Source organism: Bacteroides sp. HPS0048 (assembly GCF_964240755.1).
Taxonomy (GTDB): Bacteria; Bacteroidota; Bacteroidia; order Bacteroidales; family Bacteroidaceae; genus Bacteroides; species Bacteroides nordii.
The window spans coordinates 149,827-172,947 of record NZ_CAXSVC010000007.1 but is presented as its reverse complement, the minus strand read 5'-3'; the positions used below and the strand labels follow the sequence as shown (position 1 = coordinate 172,947).

15 protein-coding genes are annotated in these 23,121 nt (G+C 39.0%); 5 read left to right on the top strand and 10 right to left on the bottom strand.

Annotated elements, in window-relative coordinates; all coding sequences use genetic code 11:
• Positions 1 to 144: 144 nt before the first annotated feature.
• Positions 145 to 2,682: an adenosylcobalamin-dependent ribonucleoside-diphosphate reductase gene (locus ACESQI_RS08145; protein ID WP_007486959.1), complete on the bottom strand. Its 2,538-nt coding sequence runs from the start codon at positions 2,680 to 2,682 to the stop codon at positions 145 to 147.
• Positions 2,683 to 2,967: 285 nt separating this feature from the next.
• Here ACESQI_RS08145 and ACESQI_RS08140 point away from each other — a divergent pair, with 285 nt between their 5' ends.
• Complete coding sequence (locus tag ACESQI_RS08140) at positions 2,968 to 3,708, top strand: NADPH-dependent oxidoreductase (protein WP_002562524.1); 741 nt, start codon at positions 2,968 to 2,970, stop codon at positions 3,706 to 3,708.
• 53 nt (positions 3,709 to 3,761) lie between these two features.
• On the opposite strand, the gene dnaA is transcribed toward ACESQI_RS08140, so the two are convergent.
• From dnaA to ACESQI_RS08125, 3 genes are all read right to left on the bottom strand, one after another.
• A complete protein-coding gene (gene dnaA, locus ACESQI_RS08135; RefSeq protein ID WP_002562523.1) occupies positions 3,762 to 5,183 on the bottom strand; it encodes a chromosomal replication initiator protein DnaA in 1,422 nt (473 codons plus the stop codon).
• Positions 5,184 to 5,531: 348 nt separating this feature from the next.
• Positions 5,532 to 6,425 (bottom strand): MlaD family protein, encoded by an 894-nt coding sequence (locus ACESQI_RS08130; RefSeq protein WP_195350997.1) that lies wholly within the window; start codon positions 6,423 to 6,425, stop codon positions 5,532 to 5,534.
• 9 nt (positions 6,426 to 6,434) lie between these two features.
• Complete coding sequence (locus ACESQI_RS08125) at positions 6,435 to 7,670, bottom strand: N-acetylmuramoyl-L-alanine amidase (protein WP_025866709.1); 1,236 nt, start codon at positions 7,668 to 7,670, stop codon at positions 6,435 to 6,437.
• A gap of 146 nt (positions 7,671 to 7,816) precedes the next feature.
• Between ACESQI_RS08125 and ACESQI_RS08120 the strand changes: the two genes are divergently transcribed.
• Both ACESQI_RS08120 and ACESQI_RS08115 read left to right on the top strand, forming a co-directional pair.
• Positions 7,817 to 8,710, top strand: coding sequence for a bile acid:sodium symporter family protein (locus ACESQI_RS08120; RefSeq protein ID WP_195660230.1), 894 nt, complete (start codon positions 7,817 to 7,819; stop codon positions 8,708 to 8,710).
• Positions 8,711 to 8,757: 47 nt separating this feature from the next.
• Positions 8,758 to 9,522, top strand: coding sequence for a class I SAM-dependent methyltransferase (locus ACESQI_RS08115; RefSeq protein ID WP_044095604.1), 765 nt, complete (start codon positions 8,758 to 8,760; stop codon positions 9,520 to 9,522).
• A gap of 157 nt (positions 9,523 to 9,679) precedes the next feature.
• Here the strand turns inward: ACESQI_RS08115 and ACESQI_RS08110 are convergent, their stop codons facing one another.
• Positions 9,680 to 10,198 (bottom strand): methylated-DNA--[protein]-cysteine S-methyltransferase, encoded by a 519-nt coding sequence (locus tag ACESQI_RS08110; RefSeq protein ID WP_002562518.1) that lies wholly within the window; start codon positions 10,196 to 10,198, stop codon positions 9,680 to 9,682.
• 209 nt (positions 10,199 to 10,407) lie between these two features.
• On the bottom strand, positions 10,408 to 11,571 hold the full coding sequence (locus tag ACESQI_RS08105; RefSeq protein WP_122201883.1) for an exo-beta-N-acetylmuramidase NamZ domain-containing protein: 1,164 nt from the start codon (positions 11,569 to 11,571) through the stop codon (positions 10,408 to 10,410).
• A 74-nt stretch (positions 11,572 to 11,645) separates the two neighbouring features.
• On the opposite strand from ACESQI_RS08105, the gene ACESQI_RS08100 reads away from it, so the two are divergent.
• Positions 11,646 to 12,182, top strand: a complete 537-nt coding sequence (locus ACESQI_RS08100) for an HD domain-containing protein (RefSeq protein ID WP_320969403.1) — start codon at positions 11,646 to 11,648, stop codon at positions 12,180 to 12,182.
• Between the two features lie 88 nt (positions 12,183 to 12,270).
• Positions 12,271 to 14,982, top strand: a complete 2,712-nt coding sequence (locus tag ACESQI_RS08095) for a putative LPS assembly protein LptD (protein ID WP_007486968.1) — start codon at positions 12,271 to 12,273, stop codon at positions 14,980 to 14,982.
• 103 nt (positions 14,983 to 15,085) lie between these two features.
• On the opposite strand, the gene ACESQI_RS08090 is transcribed toward ACESQI_RS08095, so the two are convergent.
• Genes ACESQI_RS08090 through ACESQI_RS08075 form a run of 4 tightly spaced genes read right to left on the bottom strand, consistent with a single transcriptional unit; the run spans position 15,086 to position 22,885 of the window.
• On the bottom strand, positions 15,086 to 17,470 hold the full coding sequence (locus ACESQI_RS08090) for a choice-of-anchor J domain-containing protein (RefSeq protein WP_373125726.1): 2,385 nt from the start codon (positions 17,468 to 17,470) through the stop codon (positions 15,086 to 15,088).
• Between the two features lie 33 nt (positions 17,471 to 17,503).
• On the bottom strand, positions 17,504 to 18,370 hold the full coding sequence (locus ACESQI_RS08085) for a hypothetical protein (protein ID WP_007486971.1): 867 nt from the start codon (positions 18,368 to 18,370) through the stop codon (positions 17,504 to 17,506).
• 25 nt (positions 18,371 to 18,395) lie between these two features.
• Positions 18,396 to 19,892: a RagB/SusD family nutrient uptake outer membrane protein gene (locus ACESQI_RS08080; RefSeq protein WP_195660233.1), complete on the bottom strand. Its 1,497-nt coding sequence runs from the start codon at positions 19,890 to 19,892 to the stop codon at positions 18,396 to 18,398.
• A gap of 14 nt (positions 19,893 to 19,906) precedes the next feature.
• Complete coding sequence (locus tag ACESQI_RS08075) at positions 19,907 to 22,885, bottom strand: SusC/RagA family TonB-linked outer membrane protein (protein ID WP_373125723.1); 2,979 nt, start codon at positions 22,883 to 22,885, stop codon at positions 19,907 to 19,909.
• Positions 22,886 to 23,121: the final 236 nt, after the last annotated feature.

The window sequence follows — 23,121 nt, the reverse complement described above, 5'->3', positions numbered from 1 at the left end:
AAAAGCGTCAAAGGGGCGATTGTCTGAGCGAAGCGAGTTCGAGCCCCTTTAGCTTTTTACCGGAGTTTTGTAGCGAAGTAAATGCAGCCTTGATCTTTTCTTTGGTTCTTTCTTTTGCATCAAGGCAAAAGAAAGAATATCAATTTACCCACACCTTGAAGCCCCACACGTCGTACATATCAGGCATCCTTCCTGATAAACCAGTGTTTCGTTTCCGCAGTTCGGGCACTTCTTGCCTTTGGCTTCCGTACCATCCTGGATATATTTCTTCAATGCACGTTCCACACCGTTTTTCCAGGTATTGATATTTTCACTATCCAGTTGCAGCGAACCTACCAGTTTGATAACCTGTTCAATTGGCATTCTGTAACGAAGCACTCCGGAAATCAGTTTTGCATAGTTCCAGTATTCCTTGTTAAACTTCTCGGACAGACCTTCGATTGTCATCTTATATCCGCGCTTGTTCTCGAACTGGAAATCATAGCGTTTGTTTCCGTTTTCGTCTACATTCTTAATAATACGTCCGCAAACGACACTCTTCGGAATGAAGATACCTTCATCATCATCCTGCAGACCGGTGAATATTTCATAAGGGTGTCCATCGAGCAGACCTACCAATGCTACCCATTTCTCTTTATTATTCTGGAAACGTACTACGTCGGCTTCCAATACAGATGGGCGGGTTTCGACTACAGTAGGTGGTTTGCAGGGAGGCAGACCCTCTTTCTTTTCTGGTTTGGCAGAGATCAATACTCCTGAACGTGATCCGTCACGGTATACTGTACAACCTTTACAGCCCGATTTCCAAGCTTCCACATACAAACGGTTTACGAGATCCTCGTCTACATCGTTCGGCAGATTAATCGTTACACTGATGGAGTGGTCTACCCATTTCTGGATACGTCCTTGCATCTTTACCTTCATTAACCAGTCTACGTCGTTAGAAGTAGCTTTATTATAGGGTGATTTGCTTACCAGTTCGTCGACTTCCTCCTGAGAATAACGTTTAGCTGGGTCGTATCCGTTAGCTTCCATCCAGGTCACAAACTTATGATGGAATACGATATATTCTTCAAAAGCATCTCCTGTTTCGTCTACAAAGTCAACATGGACATTGGTATCGTTCGGATTTACTTTTCTGCGACGTTTGTATACAGGCAAGAACACAGGCTCTATACCCGAAGTTGTTTGCGTCATCAGACTTGTTGTTCCGGTTGGAGCAATAGTGAGGCAAGCTATGTTACGGCGTCCATACTTTTTCATTTCTTCGTACAGTTCCGGATCTGCTTCACGCAAACGGTTGATGAATGGGTTATTCTTTTCGCGTTCTGTATCGTATATTTCAAAAGCACCACGTTCTTTAGCCATTTCTACTGATGAACGGTAAGCGCAAAGAGCCACAGTCTTGTGAACTTCTTCGGAGAATTCCGTAGCTTCTTCAGTACCGTATCGCAGACCCAATGCGGCAAGCATGTCACCTTCAGCTGTAATACCTACACCGGTACGTCTTCCCTGACCGCTTTTCTTATAGATCTTTTCCCATAGTTCGCGTTCGGTACGTTTTACTTCACCATTTTCAGGATCTTCGTCTATCTTCTTCATGATACGCTCAATCTTTTCAAGTTCAAGATCGATAATATCATCCATGATACGCTGTGCAAGTGCCACATGTTTCTTGAACAGATCGAAATCGAAGTAAGCATCCGGCTTGAACGGATTAACTACATATGAATAAAGGTTGATAGCCAACAAGCGACAAGAATCATAAGGGCATAAGGGGATTTCGCCGCACGGATTGGTCGAAATGGTTTTGTATCCTAAGTCTGCATAACAATCGGGTACAGACTCACGAATAATTGTATCCCAGAACAATACACCCGGCTCTGCAGATTTCCATGCATTGTGCACTATCTTTTTCCATAAGGTAGAAGCGTCAATTTCTTTAGTGGTGGTTGGATTGGCCGAATCAATCGGATACTGCTGTATGTAAGGTTGCTCTTCTACTGCGGCCTGCATGAATGCATCGTCCAGTCTTACGGAAACATTCGCTCCGGTTACTTTTCCTTCCGTCATCTTGGCATCAATGAATGCTTCTGAATCCGGATGTTTGATAGATACGCTCAACATTAATGCACCCCGACGTCCGTCCTGTGCCACTTCGCGGGTGGAGTTAGAATAACGTTCCATGAAAGGAACCAACCCGGTGGAAGTCAGTGCCGAGTTTTTTACCGGAGAGCCTTTAGGACGGATATGTGAAAGATCATGACCTACACCTCCGCGTCTTTTCATTAATTGTACTTGCTCTTCGTCAATTTTGATGATGGCACCATAAGAGTCGGCTGCACCATCTACTCCAATTACGAAACAGTTGGATAATGAAGCTACTTGATAGTCATTGCCAATACCTGTCATTGGGCTACCCTGGGGAACAATGTATTTAAAGTGGTCGAGCAGATTGAATAACTCTTCTGCACTAAGCCCATTTGCGTACTTGGCTTCAATACGTGCCACTTCATTTGCAATTCTCCAATGCATGTCTTCCGGAGATTTCTCGTAAATATTTCCGAAAGAATCCTTGACTGCGTATTTGTTTACCCAAACTCTGGCAGCAAGTTCGTCTCCTTTGAAATAATGTAAAGATTCTTTAAAGGATTCTTCGTAAGAATAAATTTGTTTTTCCACGTTGGTATGTGTCTTAGATTACTTTAATAAATAAGAAAATGTGTAGAAGCTTACTTATCATTAACAAACGTGCTGCAAAGCTATGAATGTTTTTTGGTATATCAAAATAAAAATGAGATAAATTGCTGACTGGCTGCAAGTTTTCCATTTCTAAATGGTAAGCTATTGATAAACAATAAAATGATTGTTTTGTTCGATGCTTGAAGTTTTCCAAAAAGAAAATTAATCTATTTAGTGTAAATAGCAAAATAAAAATTCTTTTTATATCTTTGCAGGAAAAAAGATATGATTGAGACCGTTAAGAACAGAAGAACAATCAGAAAGTACTTACAAAAAGATATTTCATCTGATTTGTTAAATGATTTGCTTGAAGCTTCTTTTCGCGCTTCTACTATGGGAGGAATGCAGTTATATAGCGTTGTTATCACACGTGACAGCGAAATAAAAGAAAAACTCTCTCCTGCACACTTTAATCAACCAATGGTGAAAGGAGCACCGGTAGTACTTACATTTTGCGCAGATTTTCGCCGTTTTACAAAATGGTGCGAACAGCGTAAAGCAATACCGGGATATAATAACTTGATGTCATTTATGAATGCGGCGATGGATACATTGCTAGTAGCACAAACTTTCTGCACATTGGCAGAAGAAGCAAGATTGGGTATTTGCTATTTGGGTACTACTACCTATAATCCACAAATGATTATTGATACCTTGAAGCTTCCGGAACTTGTTTTCCCGATTACTACAGTGACGGTAGGTTATCCCGATGGTATTCCTGCTCAAGTAGACCGGTTGCCTTTAGAGGCTGCTATTCATGAGGAACATTATCATGATTATACGGAGAAGGATATTGATAAACTGTATGCTTACAAGGAGTCGTTGCCTGAAAGTAAACAATTTGTAGAAGAAAACCGGAAAGAAACGTTGGCTCAGGTGTTTACAGATGTCCGTTATACAAAAAAGGATAATGAGTTTATGTCTGAGAATCTGTTGAAGGTATTGAAACAACAAGGATTTATGTAGACAATAAAAAAGAGAGACAATACTTATAATTGATACTGTCTCTCTCTTTTTATCTAATTTCCTTTCTTTTTTAGTAATGCTTCTATATTCTCCAGATCAGAACGGAAGCTTTTGTCCACTTCGCACTGTCCTTTTACGGTTTTACAGGCATGGAGTACGGTTGCATGATCTTTATTGCCAATAAACTTGCCAATCTTTGAAGTAGAGAAATCTGTATGTGTTTTGGCTAGATACATTGCTACCTGACGAGCTTGTACCACTTCTCTTTTTCGTGATTTAGTATGGATGGCAGTAGTATCTAATCCAAAATGTTTGCATACCACATTGATGATATCATCAATACCAATGCTTTTGGCCTCATTACGAACAACGCCACGTACAATGTGTTGCGCCAGATCGAGATCTATTTCTTTATTGAAGATAGTAGAACGCGCCATGATAGCAATAACGATACCTTCAAGGTCGCGTACGCTCTCATTAACATTCTCTGCAATATATTCAATAACTTCAGGAGGGAACTGTAAACCATCACGATGAATTTTATTACGCAGAATATTTTTACGTAATTCTACTGTTGGCTTTTCAAGTTCAGCCACCATTCCCCATTTAAAACGGGTAAGAAGGCGTTCTTCCATTCCTTGTAATAATACGGGTGCCCGGTCGGAAGTAAGAATCAATTGCTTGCCGTTTTGGTGCAGGTGATTAAAAATATGAAAGAAAGTATTCTGCGTTTTGGTAACGCCTGCAAATTCTTGAATATCGTCAATAATCAGTACGTCGATTGTCTGGTAGAAGTTGATGAAATCGTTTGTAGTATTATTACGAACAGAGTCGGTATATTGTACCTGAAAAAGATGTGCTGATACATACAATACTCTTTTCCCAGGATACAGTTCTTTTATTCTTGTTCCGATGGCATTGGCTAGGTGAGTTTTTCCTACCCCTGATGCACCATGTAAGAACAAGGGGTTGAAGGCAGTACCAGCTGGATTTTGAGCTACGGCTTCAGCAACACTTCTCGACAGTTTGTTACTGTATCCTTCAATGAAGTTTTCGAAATTATAGTTGGGGTTTAAATGTGGGTCCAGATCTTGTGGTGCCGGAGCATGTAATAGGTTCGGTGCTTTATTGCCACTACCACGAATTACACTTGTTTGTGGCACGGCTATAGAGCGGTTGCTGGCTTCAAGATTTACCGTTTTATTCGGTATTGAAGTCCGGTCTACCATTACATTATACATTAACTTGGTTCCTTCGCCTATGACTTTATATAAAGTCTTTCGTAACAAGTCCACAAATTTATCTTCCAGAAATTCATAGAAGAACTGGCTGGGTACTTGTACGATTAACGTTTTGTCCTCATATTTTAATGGTACGATGGGAACAAACCAAGTTTTATATGTCGATTCGGGAACATTGTCTCTAATTATTTCAAGACAGCGGTTCCACAGCCCGACATGATTGGATTCACTCATAATGGCTATAATACATTTATTAATTAAGCAAAACTTCTACGCTTGCAAAATTGGGAATCTTATTTGAGAAAAACAAATCTATTTTTTCTTGTATTTCTCACTGAAAGAATAATGCCTTTACTTTCAGATACTTATGATCCTTCGATAAAATAGTCCCATTGTTGGTACTATTGTTTTTTTATAATATTCTGTCTGTGAGAGTGTTATAGTATTATCAAAGGAGTAAGATATTTAAATAAGCATTTCTATATTTTATTTCTTTCAGTCTGTCTATGCACTTTTCAAAGCTTTTAAGACTTGTAATTGAATACGACGCTATTTAGATAAAATCTATATAACGCTAATTTCTTACTTATCTTTCTTTCCGAATAAAGAGAAGTGCACATACCGTTTGGGGTGTTCTTTTAAGTCCTCAAGTAGGCTTGCAGCATTAGCAGTTGTTGCATTCAGATTGTTATAAAGTTGTGGATCGTTTAGTAACAATCCTACTGTATTGTCTTTGCTGTTTAGCTTTTCTGTAACCATTTTTACGTTGGCCAGTGTTTGTTCAATTTCTTTGAACGTAGCAGCATAATCAATTTCCTTCAGGTTTCCACTAATAGTAATAAAGTTATCTCCGATTGTATTTAGTTTACCTGTTAGCTGTGGAATATCACGTCCCATTAATACCTTTAGTTGTCCACTTGCTACTTCAAGATTAGCAGCAGTCTTTTCTACAGAGTGTAGTGTAGCGGGAATGCTCTGATTATTCAGAATGTTATTTAAAGAGATCATAATGGAATCCAGTTTCGGCAACATTTGTTCTATCTGCGGCATGAGTGCAGCTACGCTTTCCATCATACCGTTGTTCAATTTACCTGGAATAGTGTCTCCTACTGCATATTTTTCCCGGGGATTGTTTGCCAGAAGGATATTCATTCTTACTCCTCCCATCAATTCGGATACCAATTCGGCAGAACTTCCTTTAGGGATGCGGAGCTCTGTATCCAATTCTACTTCTACTATTACATTTTCAGCTTGGTTATAATCATAATAAATGTCACGTACAATACCGACGCGTACTCCATCAGCGAAAACGGGGCTTGATTTAGCCAATCCGTTTACATTCTGAAATTTTACATAGAAATAACTTGAAGGTTTGAACATATTGATTCCCTTCAGATAGTTGATACCGTAAACGAGTATACACAGGGCAATGATTCCCGCTATTCCTATTCTGACTTCTTTTGTAATGTATTTCATTTCTGTTCTCTATTTATTTCGTTTCTTTTTAAACTCTGCAATTGCTGCGTTAATATTCATTTTTTCTCCATCCCGGAAAGCTATAATAAAAGCATCCTTAAACTTATCTGTAATAGCACGTTTATTTCTTAATACTTTATTATAATCGGTTGAGGCTCCATAAGTGTACTTATACAATCCTTTTTCTTTATAATAATCTACGTCTTTCAATCCCTTTAAACGTTTATCGTTTTTGGTCAGCGGACTTGACGAAGTTAGTATCTGTATTTTAAACGTTATTTCTCCACTATTTGTTGCACTTTCTACTGTGATAGGACGTTGCTGTGGTTTGGCTTGTGCTACCAACTCCGTTTGGTCTGGTGCACTGTCTGGTTTTTCTTCTTTAGGCTGTTGGGCTGCCAGTTCGTTCTCAGACATCTCTTCATCATCAGGGATGATGGTACGGCTGACACCTGTCAGACGAATCTCATGTTCTTTTTTATAAGTAAGAAAAGCACGATAGATTCCTTTAGCTAATGTACCGGTTCCTTCTTCGGAGTTGAGATAGCGCTCTTCTTCAGGAGTTGAAATAAAACCCAGTTCTACCAGAATACTTGGCATAGCGCTTGCTTTTAGTACAAGAAATCCGGCTTGGTGTACTCCGCGATCTACACGCTTGCAGGTATGGCGGAATTGTTTTTGTATCAGGGAAGCCAAATGTACACTTTGCTCCATATATTTATCCTGCATAAATTCAAAGATGATATACGACTCAGCCGAGTTGGGGTTAAAGCCGGCATAACGGGTTTTATAATCACTTTCGTAAAGGATTACTGAATTCTCACGTTGTGCAACAGCGAGGTTAGCGTCCGATTTGGCAAGACCGAGCGTCCAGGTTGATGCGCCTTTAGCGGTGCGATTATTGGCTAATGCATTGGTATGTATGGAAATAAACAGGTCGGCTTTGGCATTATTAGCTATTTCTGCACGACGATTCAGTGGGATAAATACATCTTTAGTGCGGGTAAAGATTACTTTCACGTCATCACAGTTCTTTTTGATCATGTTTCCCAGCTTTAATGCAACGTTCAGGTTGATATTCTTTTCTTTAGAAATCTTACCTACGGCTCCAGGATCATGCCCGCCATGCCCGGCGTCAATTACGACAACAAAGTCTTTTGCCCATGAATTACTGATACAAAGCGGGGAGCTAAGTAGCCAAAGGCAAATGAATGTATATAATATGTAGTATCTATGACGTCTCATTTTATTGGAATGACGATGCAAATGTAGCAGAATTTTGCTGAAAACTTACTATTCAATATTAAGTTTTGTATTTTTTTCCATATTTCATGGGTTTATTTCCATGATTCGTTGTTACTTTGTGTTTTGAAATTATAAATGATATAGCGATGCTTAAGTTCCTGAAGAATTGGACGTTGCCCATTGCCATGTTGGTGGGGGCCATTGGTTATCCATTATTTATCACTCTTTCTTTCTTGACTCCGGTACTTATTTTTACCATGTTACTACTCACTTTTTGTAAGGTGTCTCCTCGTGATTTAAAGCCGAAGCCTCTACATTTATGGTTACTTTTGATTCAGATTTTTGGGGCTATTGCTGTTTATTTACTCTTTTTCCGTTTTAATAAAATTGTAGCAGAAGGAGCAATGGTTTGTGTTATTTGCCCTACAGCTACTGCGGCTGCTGTTATTACTTCCAAATTGGGTGGGAGTGCTGCCAGTTTGACTACTTATACATTGATTGGTAATATTGGTACTGCTATTGCTGTTCCGGTTTTGTTTCCATTGATTGAGGCGCATGCTGATATTAGTTTTTTTGATTCGTTTTTGTTGATATTGAGTAAAGTTTTTCCTTTATTGATTTGTCCTTTTTTAGTTGCATGGTTTTTACAACGTTTTGTACCTCGCGTACACCGTACGTTGTTGAATTATCATGAACTGGCATTCTATCTTTGGGCTGTATCTCTTGCTATTGTTACTGCACAGACTCTCTCTTCTTTAATTAATGATCCGGCAGATGGGATAACTGAAATCATGATTGCTCTCGCAGCTTTGGTAGTTTGCTGTCTGCAATTCTTTTTTGGAAAAACACTCGGTAGTTTGTATAATGATCGCATTAGTGGCGGTCAGGCGTTGGGGCAAAAGAATACCATTTTAGCTATTTGGATGGCTCACACATATTTGAACCCTCTTTCTTCCGTTGCTCCGGGAAGTTATGTTTTGTGGCAAAACATTATCAATAGTTATCAGTTGTGGAAAAGGAGAAAGAAAGAGATTGAATAGTAAGTGTAAATTTTTGGTAGTTAATTGTTTATAATATGGGAGACAAGATGAATGCAGATTATAAGGTAGGTGATTTGATTTATGACGCAAATATTTATGATGGATTAAACACCTTCCTGTCTGATTTGCAATTTTACAAAAAGTGGTTGCCGGAAAATAAGGATGATAGGAGGATACTTGAACTCTGCTGTGGCACAGGCAGACTTACGCTTCCGATAGCAAAGGATGGATACAATATTTGTGGGGTTGATTACACTTCATCCATGCTTGAACAGGCAAAGGCAAAAGCTTCTGAAGCAGGATTAGAGATTAATTTCATTGAAGCAGATATTAGAACATTAAACTTGCAGGAAAAATTTGATTTTATTTTTATCCCATTCAATTCAATCCATCATTTATATAGAAATGAAGATTTATTTAAGGCGTTAAAGAGGGTTGAGAGTCATCTCAAAGAAGGGGGCTTATTTTTGCTTGATTGCTTTAACCCTAATATTCAATATATTGTTGAAGGCGAAAAAGAACAAAAAGTAGTTGCTGAATACACAACCAGCGATGGAAGAAAAGTATTGATAAAACAAATAATGCATTATGAAAGCGCAACCCAAATAAATCGTATCGAATGGCATTATTTTATAAATGGTGAGTTTCATTCAATCCAAAATATGGATATGAGATTGTTTTTTCCTCAAGAATTAGATTCATATCTGGAATGCGCTGGATTTAATGTTCTTCACAAGTTTGGAAGTTTTGAAGAAGAAGCCTTTAATGATAATTCGGAAAAGCAGATATACGTTTTATCATTTAATAAATGACGTTACCAATTTTAGGTGTATCCTGGAGCAGCATTTGCTGCAGACAAAACATTTTAATTGTTAGAGAGTCCGCTTGGGCTGATGTGAGAAAAAGTATTATACGAAATCTACCTGAAAGTATTGCGATATTGTCTACATGGGCAATGGATAGTGATTCTTACAGTAGGTATTTTATGCCTGCTTCTAATTCTAATAATATCTTTTTGGCTGCGAGCCCACCACCATATCCGGTTAATTTGTGATTGCTGCCAATAACACGGTGGCAAGGGACAAATATGGAAATGGGATTTGTACCATTGGCTGCTGCTACTGCACGGATGGCCTTAGGATTGTTTAATCTTTGCGATAGTTTTGCGTAAGATATGGTTGTTCCGTAAGGAATATTAAGTAATTCATTCCATACGGCTTTTTGAAAGTCTGTTCCGATAAAGGCTAATGGAATATCAAATGTAGTTCTTTTTCGAGAGAAATATTCATCTAACTGCGCCATTGCTTCCGTTATTATTTCAGAATTTCCTATTTCATATTTAGCATGTAGTGTGTTCTGTAGCCGTTTGTCAATTACTGCTCTACGTTCCTCATTCATCCAATCGCACATGCAGAGCTTCTCTTCAAAAGATCCAAGTATTAACTTCCCGCATATGGATTGATAGTATTGTATTTGAATTGTTTCCATATTGTTATGTGTCTATAATTGTTGTTTATTAAATTGTTTGATGGGAGGGAGTATATGCTGTCCTTTAAGGTTTCGTTTTGTTTCATTAGGTTGAGAATTTTGTTTCAACCTATTGAGAAAGATTTCTCAATACGGTGAGAATTTTGTTTCAACACGTTGAGAATATTTTCTCAAAGGATTGAAACAAGATGAAACATTCGTGTTCCGAATCAATATAGTAGATACTTTTCCCGCATTTCTTTGTACTTTTGTAGTTCCGTCTTCCATCCTGCCCGTATTTCCGTTTCACTTTTTCCTGCTAAAATCTCTTTACGTACAGTATCTGTACCCATTAGAAGGTCGAACCAGCGTGCCCGGTCGAAGAAAGCGCTCCCGGCATTCGATTTCCAGTAAAAGCGCAGGAAGTAACGCAGAGTGAATCCATCTATATTGGCAACTCTTCTTAAATCTTCTCCATAACACAGTTGGTCTTTGTGCATGGGATTCTTGTCAAAACCGGGTAGCGAATGCGGAGTGAATGTAAAGTCACCATACTTTTTATCCGGTGCACCGAGCACCTGAAATGGGAAGGTTGTACCCCGCCCCACACTGATACGGGTTGCTTCAAACGGACAGAGAGAAGCGTATAACCGTATAGCCTGGTCATTAGGCAGATTAGGCGAGGGCTTAATAGGAAGAGAATAAGGTTGGCCGTGTTCCCAGCCCGTCATGGGAATGACTGTCAACCGGCAGGCATCCGGGGTTTTGTTTATCCACCCTTCACCATTTATCATGAGCGCCAGTTCGCCAATGGTGCAACCGTGGAGTATAGGGATAGGCAATATACCTACAAAACTACGGAAAGCAGGACGAAGAATGGGCCCATCTATATAGTCGCAAGGGTTGGGCCGATCGAGTACAATCATCTCTTTCCCATTCTCAGCGCAAGCCTCCATTACATAAAACATTGTACTGATATAGGTATAGAATCGTGCTCCCACATCTTGTATATCGAATATAATAATATCTATATCCTGCAATTGTTGCATGGTAGGCTTTTTATTATTCCCATAGAGTGAGATGAGGGGAATTCCCGTCCGACTGTCTTTTCCGTCTTTTATCGTTTCACCTGCGTCTGCATTACCACGAAAGCCGTGTTCTGGGGCGAACACTTTCACTACATTAATGTTTAGTTGTAAAAGGGTATCGAGCAGGCAGGTTTGTTCTTCACCAACAATGGAGGTGTGGTTGACTACCATTCCTACCCGTTTTCCTTTCAGCAGTGGTAGGTATTCTTCGGTACGTTCTGCTCCGGTAGCGAGAGTGCCTTCTGCAAAGAGGGTGCTAATGCCAATAAACAGGCTGGTGAGAATGAAGATTATTTTTCGGTGCATCTCGGTATTTTTTAGTAATATTGCACAAAAATATCCATTTGTATTGATTATTACAAGTTATAATAGGTGAAGTTATGAATCCGATTGATATAATTGATAAATACTATCCACAGGATAATGAATTGAAACATATTTTATTAGTACACAGCCAGTCGGTGGCCGACAAAGCACTGTGGATAGCTGCGCGGCATCCGGAGTTAAATCTTGATGAAACATTTCTTTATGAAGCAGGCATGCTTCATGATCTTGGTATCTTTCTGACGGATGCTGCTCCTATTTATTGTTTTGGTACAGAACCTTACATCTGCCATGGCTATCTGGGAGCGGATTTAATGTGTAAAGAAGGTTTTCCGTTGCATGCTTTGGTATGTGAAAGACATACGGGTGCCGGGCTTTCATTGAAGGAAATTCTTCGTCAGCAGCTTCCGATTCCTCATCGCGAAATGCTTCCTGTGAGTATGGAAGAACAGGTAATATGTTTTGCGGATAAATTCTACTCAAAGACCCATCTTGACAGAGAAAAAACGGTAGAAGGTGCCCGGAAAAGCATTGCGAAGTATGGAGAGGAGGGATTGAGCCGTTTCAATCGCTGGTGTGAGCTATTCTTGTAGCACTAAAAAATAATTAAAAAGAGAGATTCCGATGTATAATTGATGAAGATTGTGTACTTTTGCCCCTTCAAGCGTAAACTATTAGTTAATGACGCCATTGAAAGCAAATACATTAATATCATTTATACTACTGTTTGTCTTACTGGTGCTTCCTGATGAGGCCATGTCTCAACGTCGCCGAAACAGGGGAGTAGAAGGAGGTGTAGAGACATTTAACCCTCCGGCAGCTCTGAATGCAGATTCTTTGACGACTGACTCGGTCAGAACAGATTCTGTTGTTGCTAAACCCATTAAGAAACAGCCACTGGATGCTCCGGTGATTTATTCTGCAAACGATTCCATTGTTTTTGAAGAAGGAGGATATGCTCATCTTTATGGAGATGGGAAGGTAAACTATCAGAAGGTAGAGTTGGGAGCACAAATTATCACCATGAATATGGACAGTAGTACGGTGTATGCTCGTGGTGTGAAAGATTCACTGGGAGTAGAAACCGGAAAGCCTGTTTTTAAAGACGGTGATACTTCTTATGATACGGAGGCTATCCGTTACAACTTTAAGAGTAAAAAAGGATATATTAATAACGTTGTCAGTCAGCAGGGTGAAGGATATGTAACCGGTAATAATGCAAAGAAAGGCGCTGATGATGAACTGTTTATGCAGAATGGTAGGTATACTACCTGTGATCATCATGATCATCCTCACTTTTATCTTCAACTAACAAAAGCTAAAGTCCGTCCGAAAAAGAATGTGGTAACGGGGCCTGCTTATCTGGTGGTGGAAGATGTACCGTTACCATTGGCTGTACCCTTTTTCTTCTTTCCCTTTTCCAGTAGTTATTCTTCTGGGTTTATTATGCCTACTGTTCTTGATGATTCTGCCCGTGGATTTGGTCTATCGGATGGAGGATATTACTTTGCTATCAGTGATTTGATGGATTTGAAATTAACAGGTGATATCTTTACGAAAGGTTCGTGGAGGTTAGGGTTGGAGACGAATTACAACAAGCGTTATAAGTTTTCCGGTTCTTTGATGGCCGATTATCAAGTGACAAAGACGGGAGATAAGAATATGCCGGACTATTCGGTATCAAAAGACTTTAAGATTGTATGGAGTCACCGACAGGATCCTAAAGCAAACCCTAATGCTACTTTCTCGGCGAGTGTAAATTTTTCAACTAGTAGTTATGAGCGTACCAACATTGGTAACTTATACAATTCTCAGTTGCTGACTCAAAATACGAAGACATCAAGTATCAGTTACTCACGTACATTTCCAGATATTGGTCTGACATTGTCGGGGACTACTAATATCTCGCAGACTATGAGAGATTCTTCTATTGCAGTGACATTGCCTGATCTTAATATTTCATTGACTCGTCGTTTCCCATTCAAGAGAAAAAAAGCAGTAGGTGCAGAGCGTTGGTATGAAAAAATTTCATTCCAATATACCGGTCGTTTGACAAATTCTATCACAACTAAAGATGATCGGTTGTTTAAATCAAATCTGATAAAGGATTGGAAAAATGCTATGCAGCACACCATACCAGTAAGTGCTACATTTACCCTTTTCAAATATTTCAATCTGACCCCGTCATTCAATTATACAGAACGTTGGTATACTCACAAGACTGATAATTATTACGATGAAGAAAAGCGTCAGTGGGTAGCTACCGATACTATTTATGGTTTTAACCGCGTGTCCAATTATAATTTCTCTTTGGGGTTGAGTACCAAACTTTATGGTATGTATAAGCCTATTTTTATGAAGAAGAAAGAGATACAGATTCGTCATGTTGTTACTCCGCAGGTAAGTGTGAGCGGTGCACCGGGGTTTGGGAAGTATTGGCAGGAACATGAAGATGCCAATGGAAATATGTCGTATTTTTCTCCTTATACCAGTCAGCAGTTCGGTACGGCACCACGTGAGAAACAGGGGACAGTGACTTTTGATTTGTCGAACAATATAGAGATGAAGTTTAAAGACCGGAATGACTCTATTAAAAAGATAAGTCTGATTGATGAATTAGGAGGTTATATTTCTTATAATATGGCTGCTGAGAAGAGGCCGTGGAGTGATCTTACTTTGCGTCTACGCTTAAAACTGACGAAAAACTATACTTTCAATCTGAATTCTACATTTGCTACATATGCCTATACGTTTGATAAAGATGGTAGGGTTGTGACTGGTGACCGTACAGAATGGTCTTACGGACGTTTCGGACGTTTTTCCGGTTGGGGATCTTCATTTAATTATACCTTCAATAATGAAACCTGGAAGAAGTGGTTTGGTCCTAAAGACGACAAGGATCAGAAGGATAAAGACAAGGATCAGAATGGGGAAGATAGCGAAGATATGGATGCTGGAAATGATACCGGAACCACAAAAAAGGTGGAGAAAGCACAGGCGGACGCTGATGGTTATCAGGTGTTCAAGATGCCATGGTCTTTGAGTGTGAACTATTCATTTAATATTCGTGAAGATCAGAGCAAACCTATTAATGTACATTCAATGCGCTATCCGTTTTCTTATACGCACAATATTAATGCCTCTGGTAATATCAAGCTTTCAAATAACTGGCAGGTGTCTTTTAGTACCGGTTACGATTTTCAGGCGAAAGAAGTAACTCAGACGTCAATGACTATTTCTCGCGACTTACACTGTTTCAATATGTCAGCAAGTCTCTCTCCTTTCGGACGTTGGAAATACTATAACTTTAAGATTAGTGCTAATGCAAGTATTTTGCAGGATTTAAAGTGGGAGCAAAGAAGTCAGACGCAGAGTAATATACAGTGGTATTAAAAATTTCCTTCTACTTTTAAGTATATATTCGATAGAATTTCAAAGAAATAAAAAAGCCAACCAGTCACTGAGACTGGTTGGCTTTTTTATTTATAGAATATTCCTACTTTACGATCAGTTTGACTGTTTCTGTTTTTGCATCGGTAGCGATTACAACCAGATAAGTTCCTGAACTAAGTGTGTTGATATTCATACTCTGTTCTGATGTTTCATTACCTGTAGCAGTAAGTACAGTTTGTCCGAGTAGATTATGAATTGCAATATTCTTAATCTGACTTCCATTGGTCTTGATATTGATCTGCTCACTTGCTGGGTTGGGATAAAGTGACAACTCTGCTTTAATGGTAGTATTATTTTTAATACCTGTAGGAGCGTTCTTTCCAAAGTTTGGACGGATATAAGGAGCACCATAACCCGGTAGTTCACTCATGAATCCATTTTTGGATGCTGCAATTAATCCATCTTTTGATTGGTCACATACTAATCCCATGTTCACTGCACTTTCTTGTTTTACCTCAAACATATATTTGCCGGGAGCAAGATTTGTTTCAGGGAGTTTGTAAACGATTTCTTCTCCACCTTTACCTCTGAGTACAGATTTGGTAACCATCGTTGCTCCTATCTCTGAGTTATTATTAGTGTTTATTTTATATACGTTCAGGGTGATTTTATCGTTGGCTTGTTCTTCTTTAAGCATGAAACCAAGGCTGAGTGAGGTCAATACGTCCTCTTTCAGTATAGTGAATGCTGCACCAAATGCAACGGGACCACTACCACTACCTACACCAAATTTGAAATCGGTTGGGTTATCCCAGGCATAAATAGAATCGGTTACAATCGTTGTAAGCTGAGCTGTATTATTTGTAAGGTCGTCATCCTGAGTAATGCTAGCTTCGACAGAGAAAGCAGGTACTTGTTCTTTACTGCTTACTATATTGTCCAGATTAAAATTGAAGGTTTCCTTCTTTGTTTCTCCTACAGCCAAGGTCGGGATGGTGGTAGTTGCTAAAACATCATCATAAGCTTTCACGTTCAGTTTGATGTTGTTTTCAACTTGTTGTCCATAGTTTGCAACAGTTACTTCAAACTTCTGTGCCGTGTTTTTGATGTGGAATTGAGGAATCATTCTTGGATATTTCTCTTCGCTGGTGATTGATTCTACCTTAATATCATGTTCCAAAATCTTACTTACGCTGATACTGAATATTTCAAGATAAGACAGTTCGGTTGCGTTGAAGCTGATACCATAGTTACCTTCTTCGGTTACAGTAAATGTTATCTCTTTCTTAACTGTAGTATAATTAGTAAATTCTTTGAATTTCCCTAATTCGTTCCAGTTAGTTATATCACTTCCACTTTTTCCAAATGTAATGTTAAACAGGTCATATTTTATACCTCCGATAAGCAGTTCACTTCCTGCACTGTAATTGAAGCTGAGGCGATAGTTACCCGGTTCCATATGAATACATCTGGATAATAAAGAAGAAGGTACTTCTGCTTTATAAGCTCCGGACTTATAAATCCAACCGTTAGGGGTTATAGGATTCCAGTTTAGAAGATCAATGGCTTTCTCGAAGTTGGATTCAAACGGTAATAGGGCAGGTGATAGATTAATAACACGACCCGCTACCGTATCATTGGCAAAATTCGTTTGACCTGTGCACTGAGCTACTACTTTTATATTGTATCCTTGATCTACAGATGAAAAATCAACAGGTGTGGCAAAAGTAACATCCAATGAAGCATCTGGAGCTATTACCTCTGTGAAATCTTGTGTCACTTTGATATCTTCATCTTCCAATTCATAATATAGGCTGAAACCGTTGATCGGTCCTGTTCCTAAGTTTTTGACAGTTACTTTGATAGGGCTACTTCCCAATGTACAATCGGAAGGAGGAAGTATCAGATTTTCCAAAGCAATATCCGGCACTCCATTAAAGCTGCCTTCATCAATAGCTATATTATCTATGTAGATACTTCCTTTATTTTTTTCTGATATAGCATGAAAAGAGAAGTAATAATCTCCGGTTTCTGCTACTTCAAAGTCGTTGATACTGGCAACCCATTCCTTGGTTTTTTTGTCTATCAAAGACGCTATGACTGTCATTGTGGTAACGTCGCTTGATTTTCCATAGAGTACTTCAAACCTTTCAGGATAATTAGTTGACGATGATGTGCGATAGTAAAAAGAAATACAATTAGCTCCGGCCTTCAGGGTAACAGGATTTTTTGTAGTAAGATAATCATCTGCTGCATTTTTGCTGTTATACTGATACCTTGCTATTCCTTTTCCGCCATCTGCGTCGGGTTCACTATCTCTGTCATTCAGCCAGGTTGATTTATCATTATTATTATCAAGTACCACCCAATTATTGGTGAAATTCTCTTCAGCTGCAAAGTCTTCATAGAAGAGGTGCTTTGCCGGCTCCTCGGCCATTGCCACCAGTGCTGTTGATTGCAATGCCAACAAAAGTAATAATCTTTTCATAAGCGCATGTTTTTTAAATTGTGAGTAATCTATTTATTGTTTAATGAACTTTAATGGAACCGATTTTCCATTGTCATCAGTGTAACTGCCTACAAGACCTAACCAACTGTTTAAAGCCGGAATTTCTAAACCGAGAGCATGACCAACTTCAAAGCTGATTACCTTGTCTTTGTAAATACCTGTTATAGGGTCGGATGTTTTAACCCACATACCACCTGATATCTGTTTGTGAGTGAGTTCGACTCTGTTATTACTATACATTCCTACCGGTTGGCTGGCGGTTATAGTCAATTTATACTCTCCTTCATTTCCTGTTTCTTCTACATCTGCAATAGCAGCTCCACCGTGTCCAAAGTCTAAATATATCTGTTGGAAAGTGTTGTCTACAGAAGTAAGAGTACATGCATACCCTGTCACTCCGGTTGGAGTCGGAAGCTGGCTTTTTCCTTCCATCGAGTATTTTCCTTCTATAGGACTGTTTTCTACTATATTAATTTTGCACGTATTTATTGAACCAGCAGTTGCCCCTTCTACATCTGCAATCGCTATTGAAAAAGAGCGATTCTGCACTATTTGCTCGTTGGCTATTGAAAGAAGGGTTTCCACATTTACTGATTCTGTCCGCATCGGAATGGATAGGTGGTCTTCCGTTATGAGAATTGCTTTTTCACTTTCAAAGCCGCTATTGTTTTCTTTCAGGATAACGTGTACTTTTATGAGTCCGTTACGTTCTCCTTTTACTACGATGGGTAGATTAAGGATAGAGGTAAGCTCTTTTACCTCAATTTCAGCCGATTGAAATTCAACGGTAGCCTCTTGGGTATTAAAGTTTTCATCATTACTACAAGCAATCATAGTAAATGATAAAAGGAATATGGTTAGTAATTTGAAATAATTCATAACAGTTTCATTTTATGTATTGAGATTAGTAACCTGGGTTTTGTTGGTTCTTAATTTGAGGATTAGCATCTATCTCCGCTTTAGGGATAGGCCATACCCAACGTATGTTATCCGTTTTTATATTCAGATCTAGAGCCAGTTCATAGGATAGTTGTACCGACTGAGGTGTTTGGCGTCTGAACTCTTCACCGTATCGTTTTAAATCAACAAGACGGAATCCTTCGCCGAATAACTCACGTTCTCGTTCGGCACGGATTAGATTTTTGAGGGTCAATCCTGTCACCGGTGCATATTGGATGGAGGCGTCACGAGCTGACATTAACTCAAATAATATATCATAGGCCATTGATTCGTCACCCGCTTCTCCTCTTAGGTAATAGGCCTCGGCTGTAATAAGATATTGTTCTGCAATACGGAAAATCTTGGGCTTATTCACATAGTTGTTAGTCCCTTCATACATTTCCGGATTTCCGGGATATTTAGTGAATACTATTAATCTCTGCTTTTGATTGGTTGAGAAGGCTATGTCTTTGAAAGCAAAATAACAGTTGATGCGTATATCTTTCTCTCTGAACGAGTTGATGATATCTTTAGAGGGTAGGAAAACCGGTTTATCGTTGATGTCGTCCAAGAAGTAGTTTCCAATGGTAGGAGCCAATTCTTGTTTAGAACAGGATAGTTGGCAGATTACTTCCGTAGTAATATCATTTTTCCACATCTCTTTAAGTTTCGCTTCATTATTAATGAGTGGATATCGTGCACTTTTAAGTAAGCTTTCGGAGCTTTCAATAGCGGTATCATAGTCTTTGGTTAGTAAGGCTATTCGTGCTTCGAATGCGCTTAGGGCATCTACTGTCAGGTATTCTGATGATTGTGCTCCTTTAGCACTTAGGTTTTCTTTAGCCAATCTGATATCTTCTTTGATAAAACTATAGGTTGCAGCTAAAGTAGCACGTGAAGGATATTTAGTGTTATCGGATGTTGGAGCATATTCGTCTACCAAGGGGATACCATATTGGTTTCCTGCAGTAGCCGGGTCATAAGCTGCACAGAATTTTTCAGCTAATTGAGAGTAAGCAATAGCACGGATCAGATATGCTTCTCCGAGGTAGTTTTTTATTATTGGTTGCTCACTTACTTCAAATATATCTTCCTCCTGAAGTTTTTCTATACTTTTAATGAGTAAATTACATTGGGCAATAGTGACGTAGCAATTACTCCATACAGTAGAAAAAGTACTTTCTGAGGCGTTTGCTTCCCAACGATAAATGGCTCCGAGTTGATTGCCAAAGTAAGAGAGCGGAATAAAACCATCCGCTTGTATTTCAGATGCCAGTGCATTGACTGAAACTCCGATGATCCGTAAGTCGCGGTACATCCCTGTGCGCAATTTCTGGCAATCAGCAAATGACTTGGCGGCACTATCTAAGGGAATCTTGTCATAAGGATACTTGTCCATATCACAGGATACCAGTGTCAGTGTTAAGATAGAGGTTAATATAATTGACTTTAATGTTTTCATATATTTGTAGTTCTTTAAAATTTAACTTCCAGTCCTATTGTGTATTGCCTTGAGTTGGGATAGTCTCCTAATGCCAGATTCGAATCAATTTCCGGATCTATACCAGAGAATTGAGTGAATGTGAGTAGATTACGTCCGGTAGCAAACACTCTGATTCCCTCTATGATTTTGGTTTTCTTCAATATGTTTTTAGGTAATTCATAAGCTATAGTCAGGTTCTTTAAACGGACAAACGCTGCATTCTCTAAAAAGTAATTGGTACGAAGTAAGTTTTCGCTTGCAGTGCCATAGCGCGGTACATCAGTGATGTCACCAGGTTTTTGCCACATGCTGAGCATACGTTTATTCATGTTAACCATATTTGAATTGGTTGGATTTTCTGTAAAGAACCGATCGTTGTTAATGAGGTATCTTTCACCTATCCATGAAAAATCTATCATCATGGTTATTCCTTTCCAGCCCAAAGATGTTCCGAAACCACCACTGCAAGGAGCAAACATTTTCTTTCCGGTAAATTGCATGTTGTCCATGGTGAATGTCTTGGTTTTATTACCATTTAAGTCGTAGTACATGAGCGAACCGTCTCTGGGATCTACTCCGGCACATAGCACTGAGTAATATTCATTGGGGTCATGCCCTACTTGATATTTCAAACCATATTGTGGAAACGCCAGTTCGTCCAACCCATTGAACAGAGATTCTATTTTGGTTTTATTATAGTTGAAATTGGCATATACGCTCCATCTGAAGTTGTTGGTGTTCAAAAGGTCAAGATTCATATTCAGGTCAACTCCGGTATTCAAGAGAGTACCTACATTTCCCATACCGGTGGAATGTCCGGTAGTGAGTGAGAAGGGTACGTCCATTAGCATATCAACCGTTTTCTTTCGATAGTATTCAATACTGAAATCCAAACGATCGAATACCCGGGTAGATATACCGGTTGAAAAGTTTTTCAAAGTTTCCCATGTTAAATCGGAGTTACCAACTGTGCCAATGACCCAGCCACTTTGATTATTATAGTTATATTTGCCGCTACCAGCTACCATACCTAAAGAAGCATAGTTCCCTATTTCTGAATTACCTGTGGTTCCATAACTGACTTTTAGTCGTAAATCATTCAACCATTTTGTGTCTTTAAGGAAAACCTCATTTTTGATATTATACATGGCTCCAACAGAGAAGAAAGAAGCCCAACGATGGTCTTTACTGAAACGTGAAGAGCCATCTCTACGGAATGAAGCGTCCAGATAGTATCTTTCGTCATAGTTATATTCTCCACGGAAAAAGTAGGAATTGAATACATACTCGGAACGTGCACCGTCAACTTTTGCCGATGAAGCTGAAATGGCGGATAATTGGGTTAACCGTTTATCTTCAATACCTTTACCAGAAGCAGAGAAGCCATCTGCATTGTGTATGATTGATTCTTGTCCGGCTAAAAGTGTCATGAAATGTTTCTTTGCAAATGTATGTTTGTATTCAACTGTGTTGGTGAAAGTCCAGTTGCTTGCTCTTTGAAACTGCTCAGAGACATTTCCGTTGAATTCATTATCTTCCCAGGGGTAGTTTACTCCTCTGTATTTATATATATATCCTTCAAAAGCTTGTGCTCCTTTTATGGTCAGTCCTTTTAGCGGAGTTAATTCAATGAATGTGTTTAGGTTGCCTAAAATTCGTTCATTCTTGATAGATGAATTCCGGAAAATCATCATTGGGTTAGTATATCCTGTTCCTGGTAAGTATAGTAAATCTTCTCCGCGTGACCATGTTCCATTTTCGTTCTCTATGATTTCATAAGGAAAATCGATAGGGCGGCCTGTGCGTGCTAATATAAGAGGTGAATTAACCCAGGCGCCTTCATTATTGTCCCTGATACCCAGAGTGGTTACATAATCCTGATAGGAAATGGCGGAGTTTACTCCAAACTTTAACCAGTCTTTCAATTTAGTGTTGAGATTAACCCTGAAGTTCTCGCGAGTCATGCCCGATTGGAATGAGGTTCCTTCCTGATCAAAATGACCTGCGCTTACATAATAATTTGTAGAACCTGAGGCACCGCTTATGTTCGCATCTATAGAATAAGTAGGAGTGTTATCTCTCAATACATAGTCGGCCCAATCCATACTTAAACCATATTTTTCTATCTTGGCTTTATCGGCCTGAAACTGTGCATTATTAGCTAAAGAAGGGTCACACATTAATTTAAACTGAATAAATTCCTGTGCATTCATCATGTCCTTTTTGAAATCTGGTAATTGGGAGATTCCGTATTGTCCGCGAATCGTAATATTTGCCTTTTCACTCATTTTCCCTTTCTTGGTTGTAATATAAACAACCCCATTGGCAGCACGTGCACCGTAGATAGAGGTTGAAGAGGCGTCTTTCAATACCGTCACATTTTCTATATCATTTGGATTGAGAGAAGTGAAAACGTCATTTGAAACCGGTGCGCCGTCTAATATATATAAAGGTGAGGTTCCTGCATTGAGGGAGGTGTATCCACGCACTCGCATCGAAGAAGTGGCTGTAGGTTCTCCCGAAGAAGTGAATACCTGCATACCGGCAACTTGTCCCTGGAGTGCATCTGCAAAATTCATAGTTGGTTTTGCTTCTAATACTTTGTTATTGACCGTAGAAACTGAACCTACTACCGAACCTAATTTTTTGCCCGTACCGTATCCGATAACTACAACTTCATCAACCAATTGTGAATCCGATTTTAGGATAACCTTCATGTTGGGTTTGATTTCGCCTTCGTATGTTGCCAAACCGATGAATGATATTCGTATTTTATGTGCAGAACTTGGAATGTTTGATAAAGTGAAGTTGCCGTCTATATCAGTAATGGTCCCCATATCAGTACCAATAATTGAAACGGAGGCACCAACGACCGGTAAATTATCCTCTTCAGAGATTACTACGCCCGTTACTTTGGAGGTTTGCGCTATTATTATGTTTGTGCCAACCAGCAAACATGTTAATAATAACATTAATTTTTTAATCATAAGTTTCTTGAGGTTTAATTTTGTATATTATGCCATTTCTGAATGCAAATATATTAATAAATATGAAACTAACAATTTTGTTTATGAAGAAACATTGTAATAATAACAAATGGTTACTAAAACATCTTTATAATATGTTCTAAAGCATCGGTAAAGCTATCTTTTGTGTGATAGTGTAGTGTTAAATAGTCTAAAGCGATAGTGTTTGGGTGCATATTTAT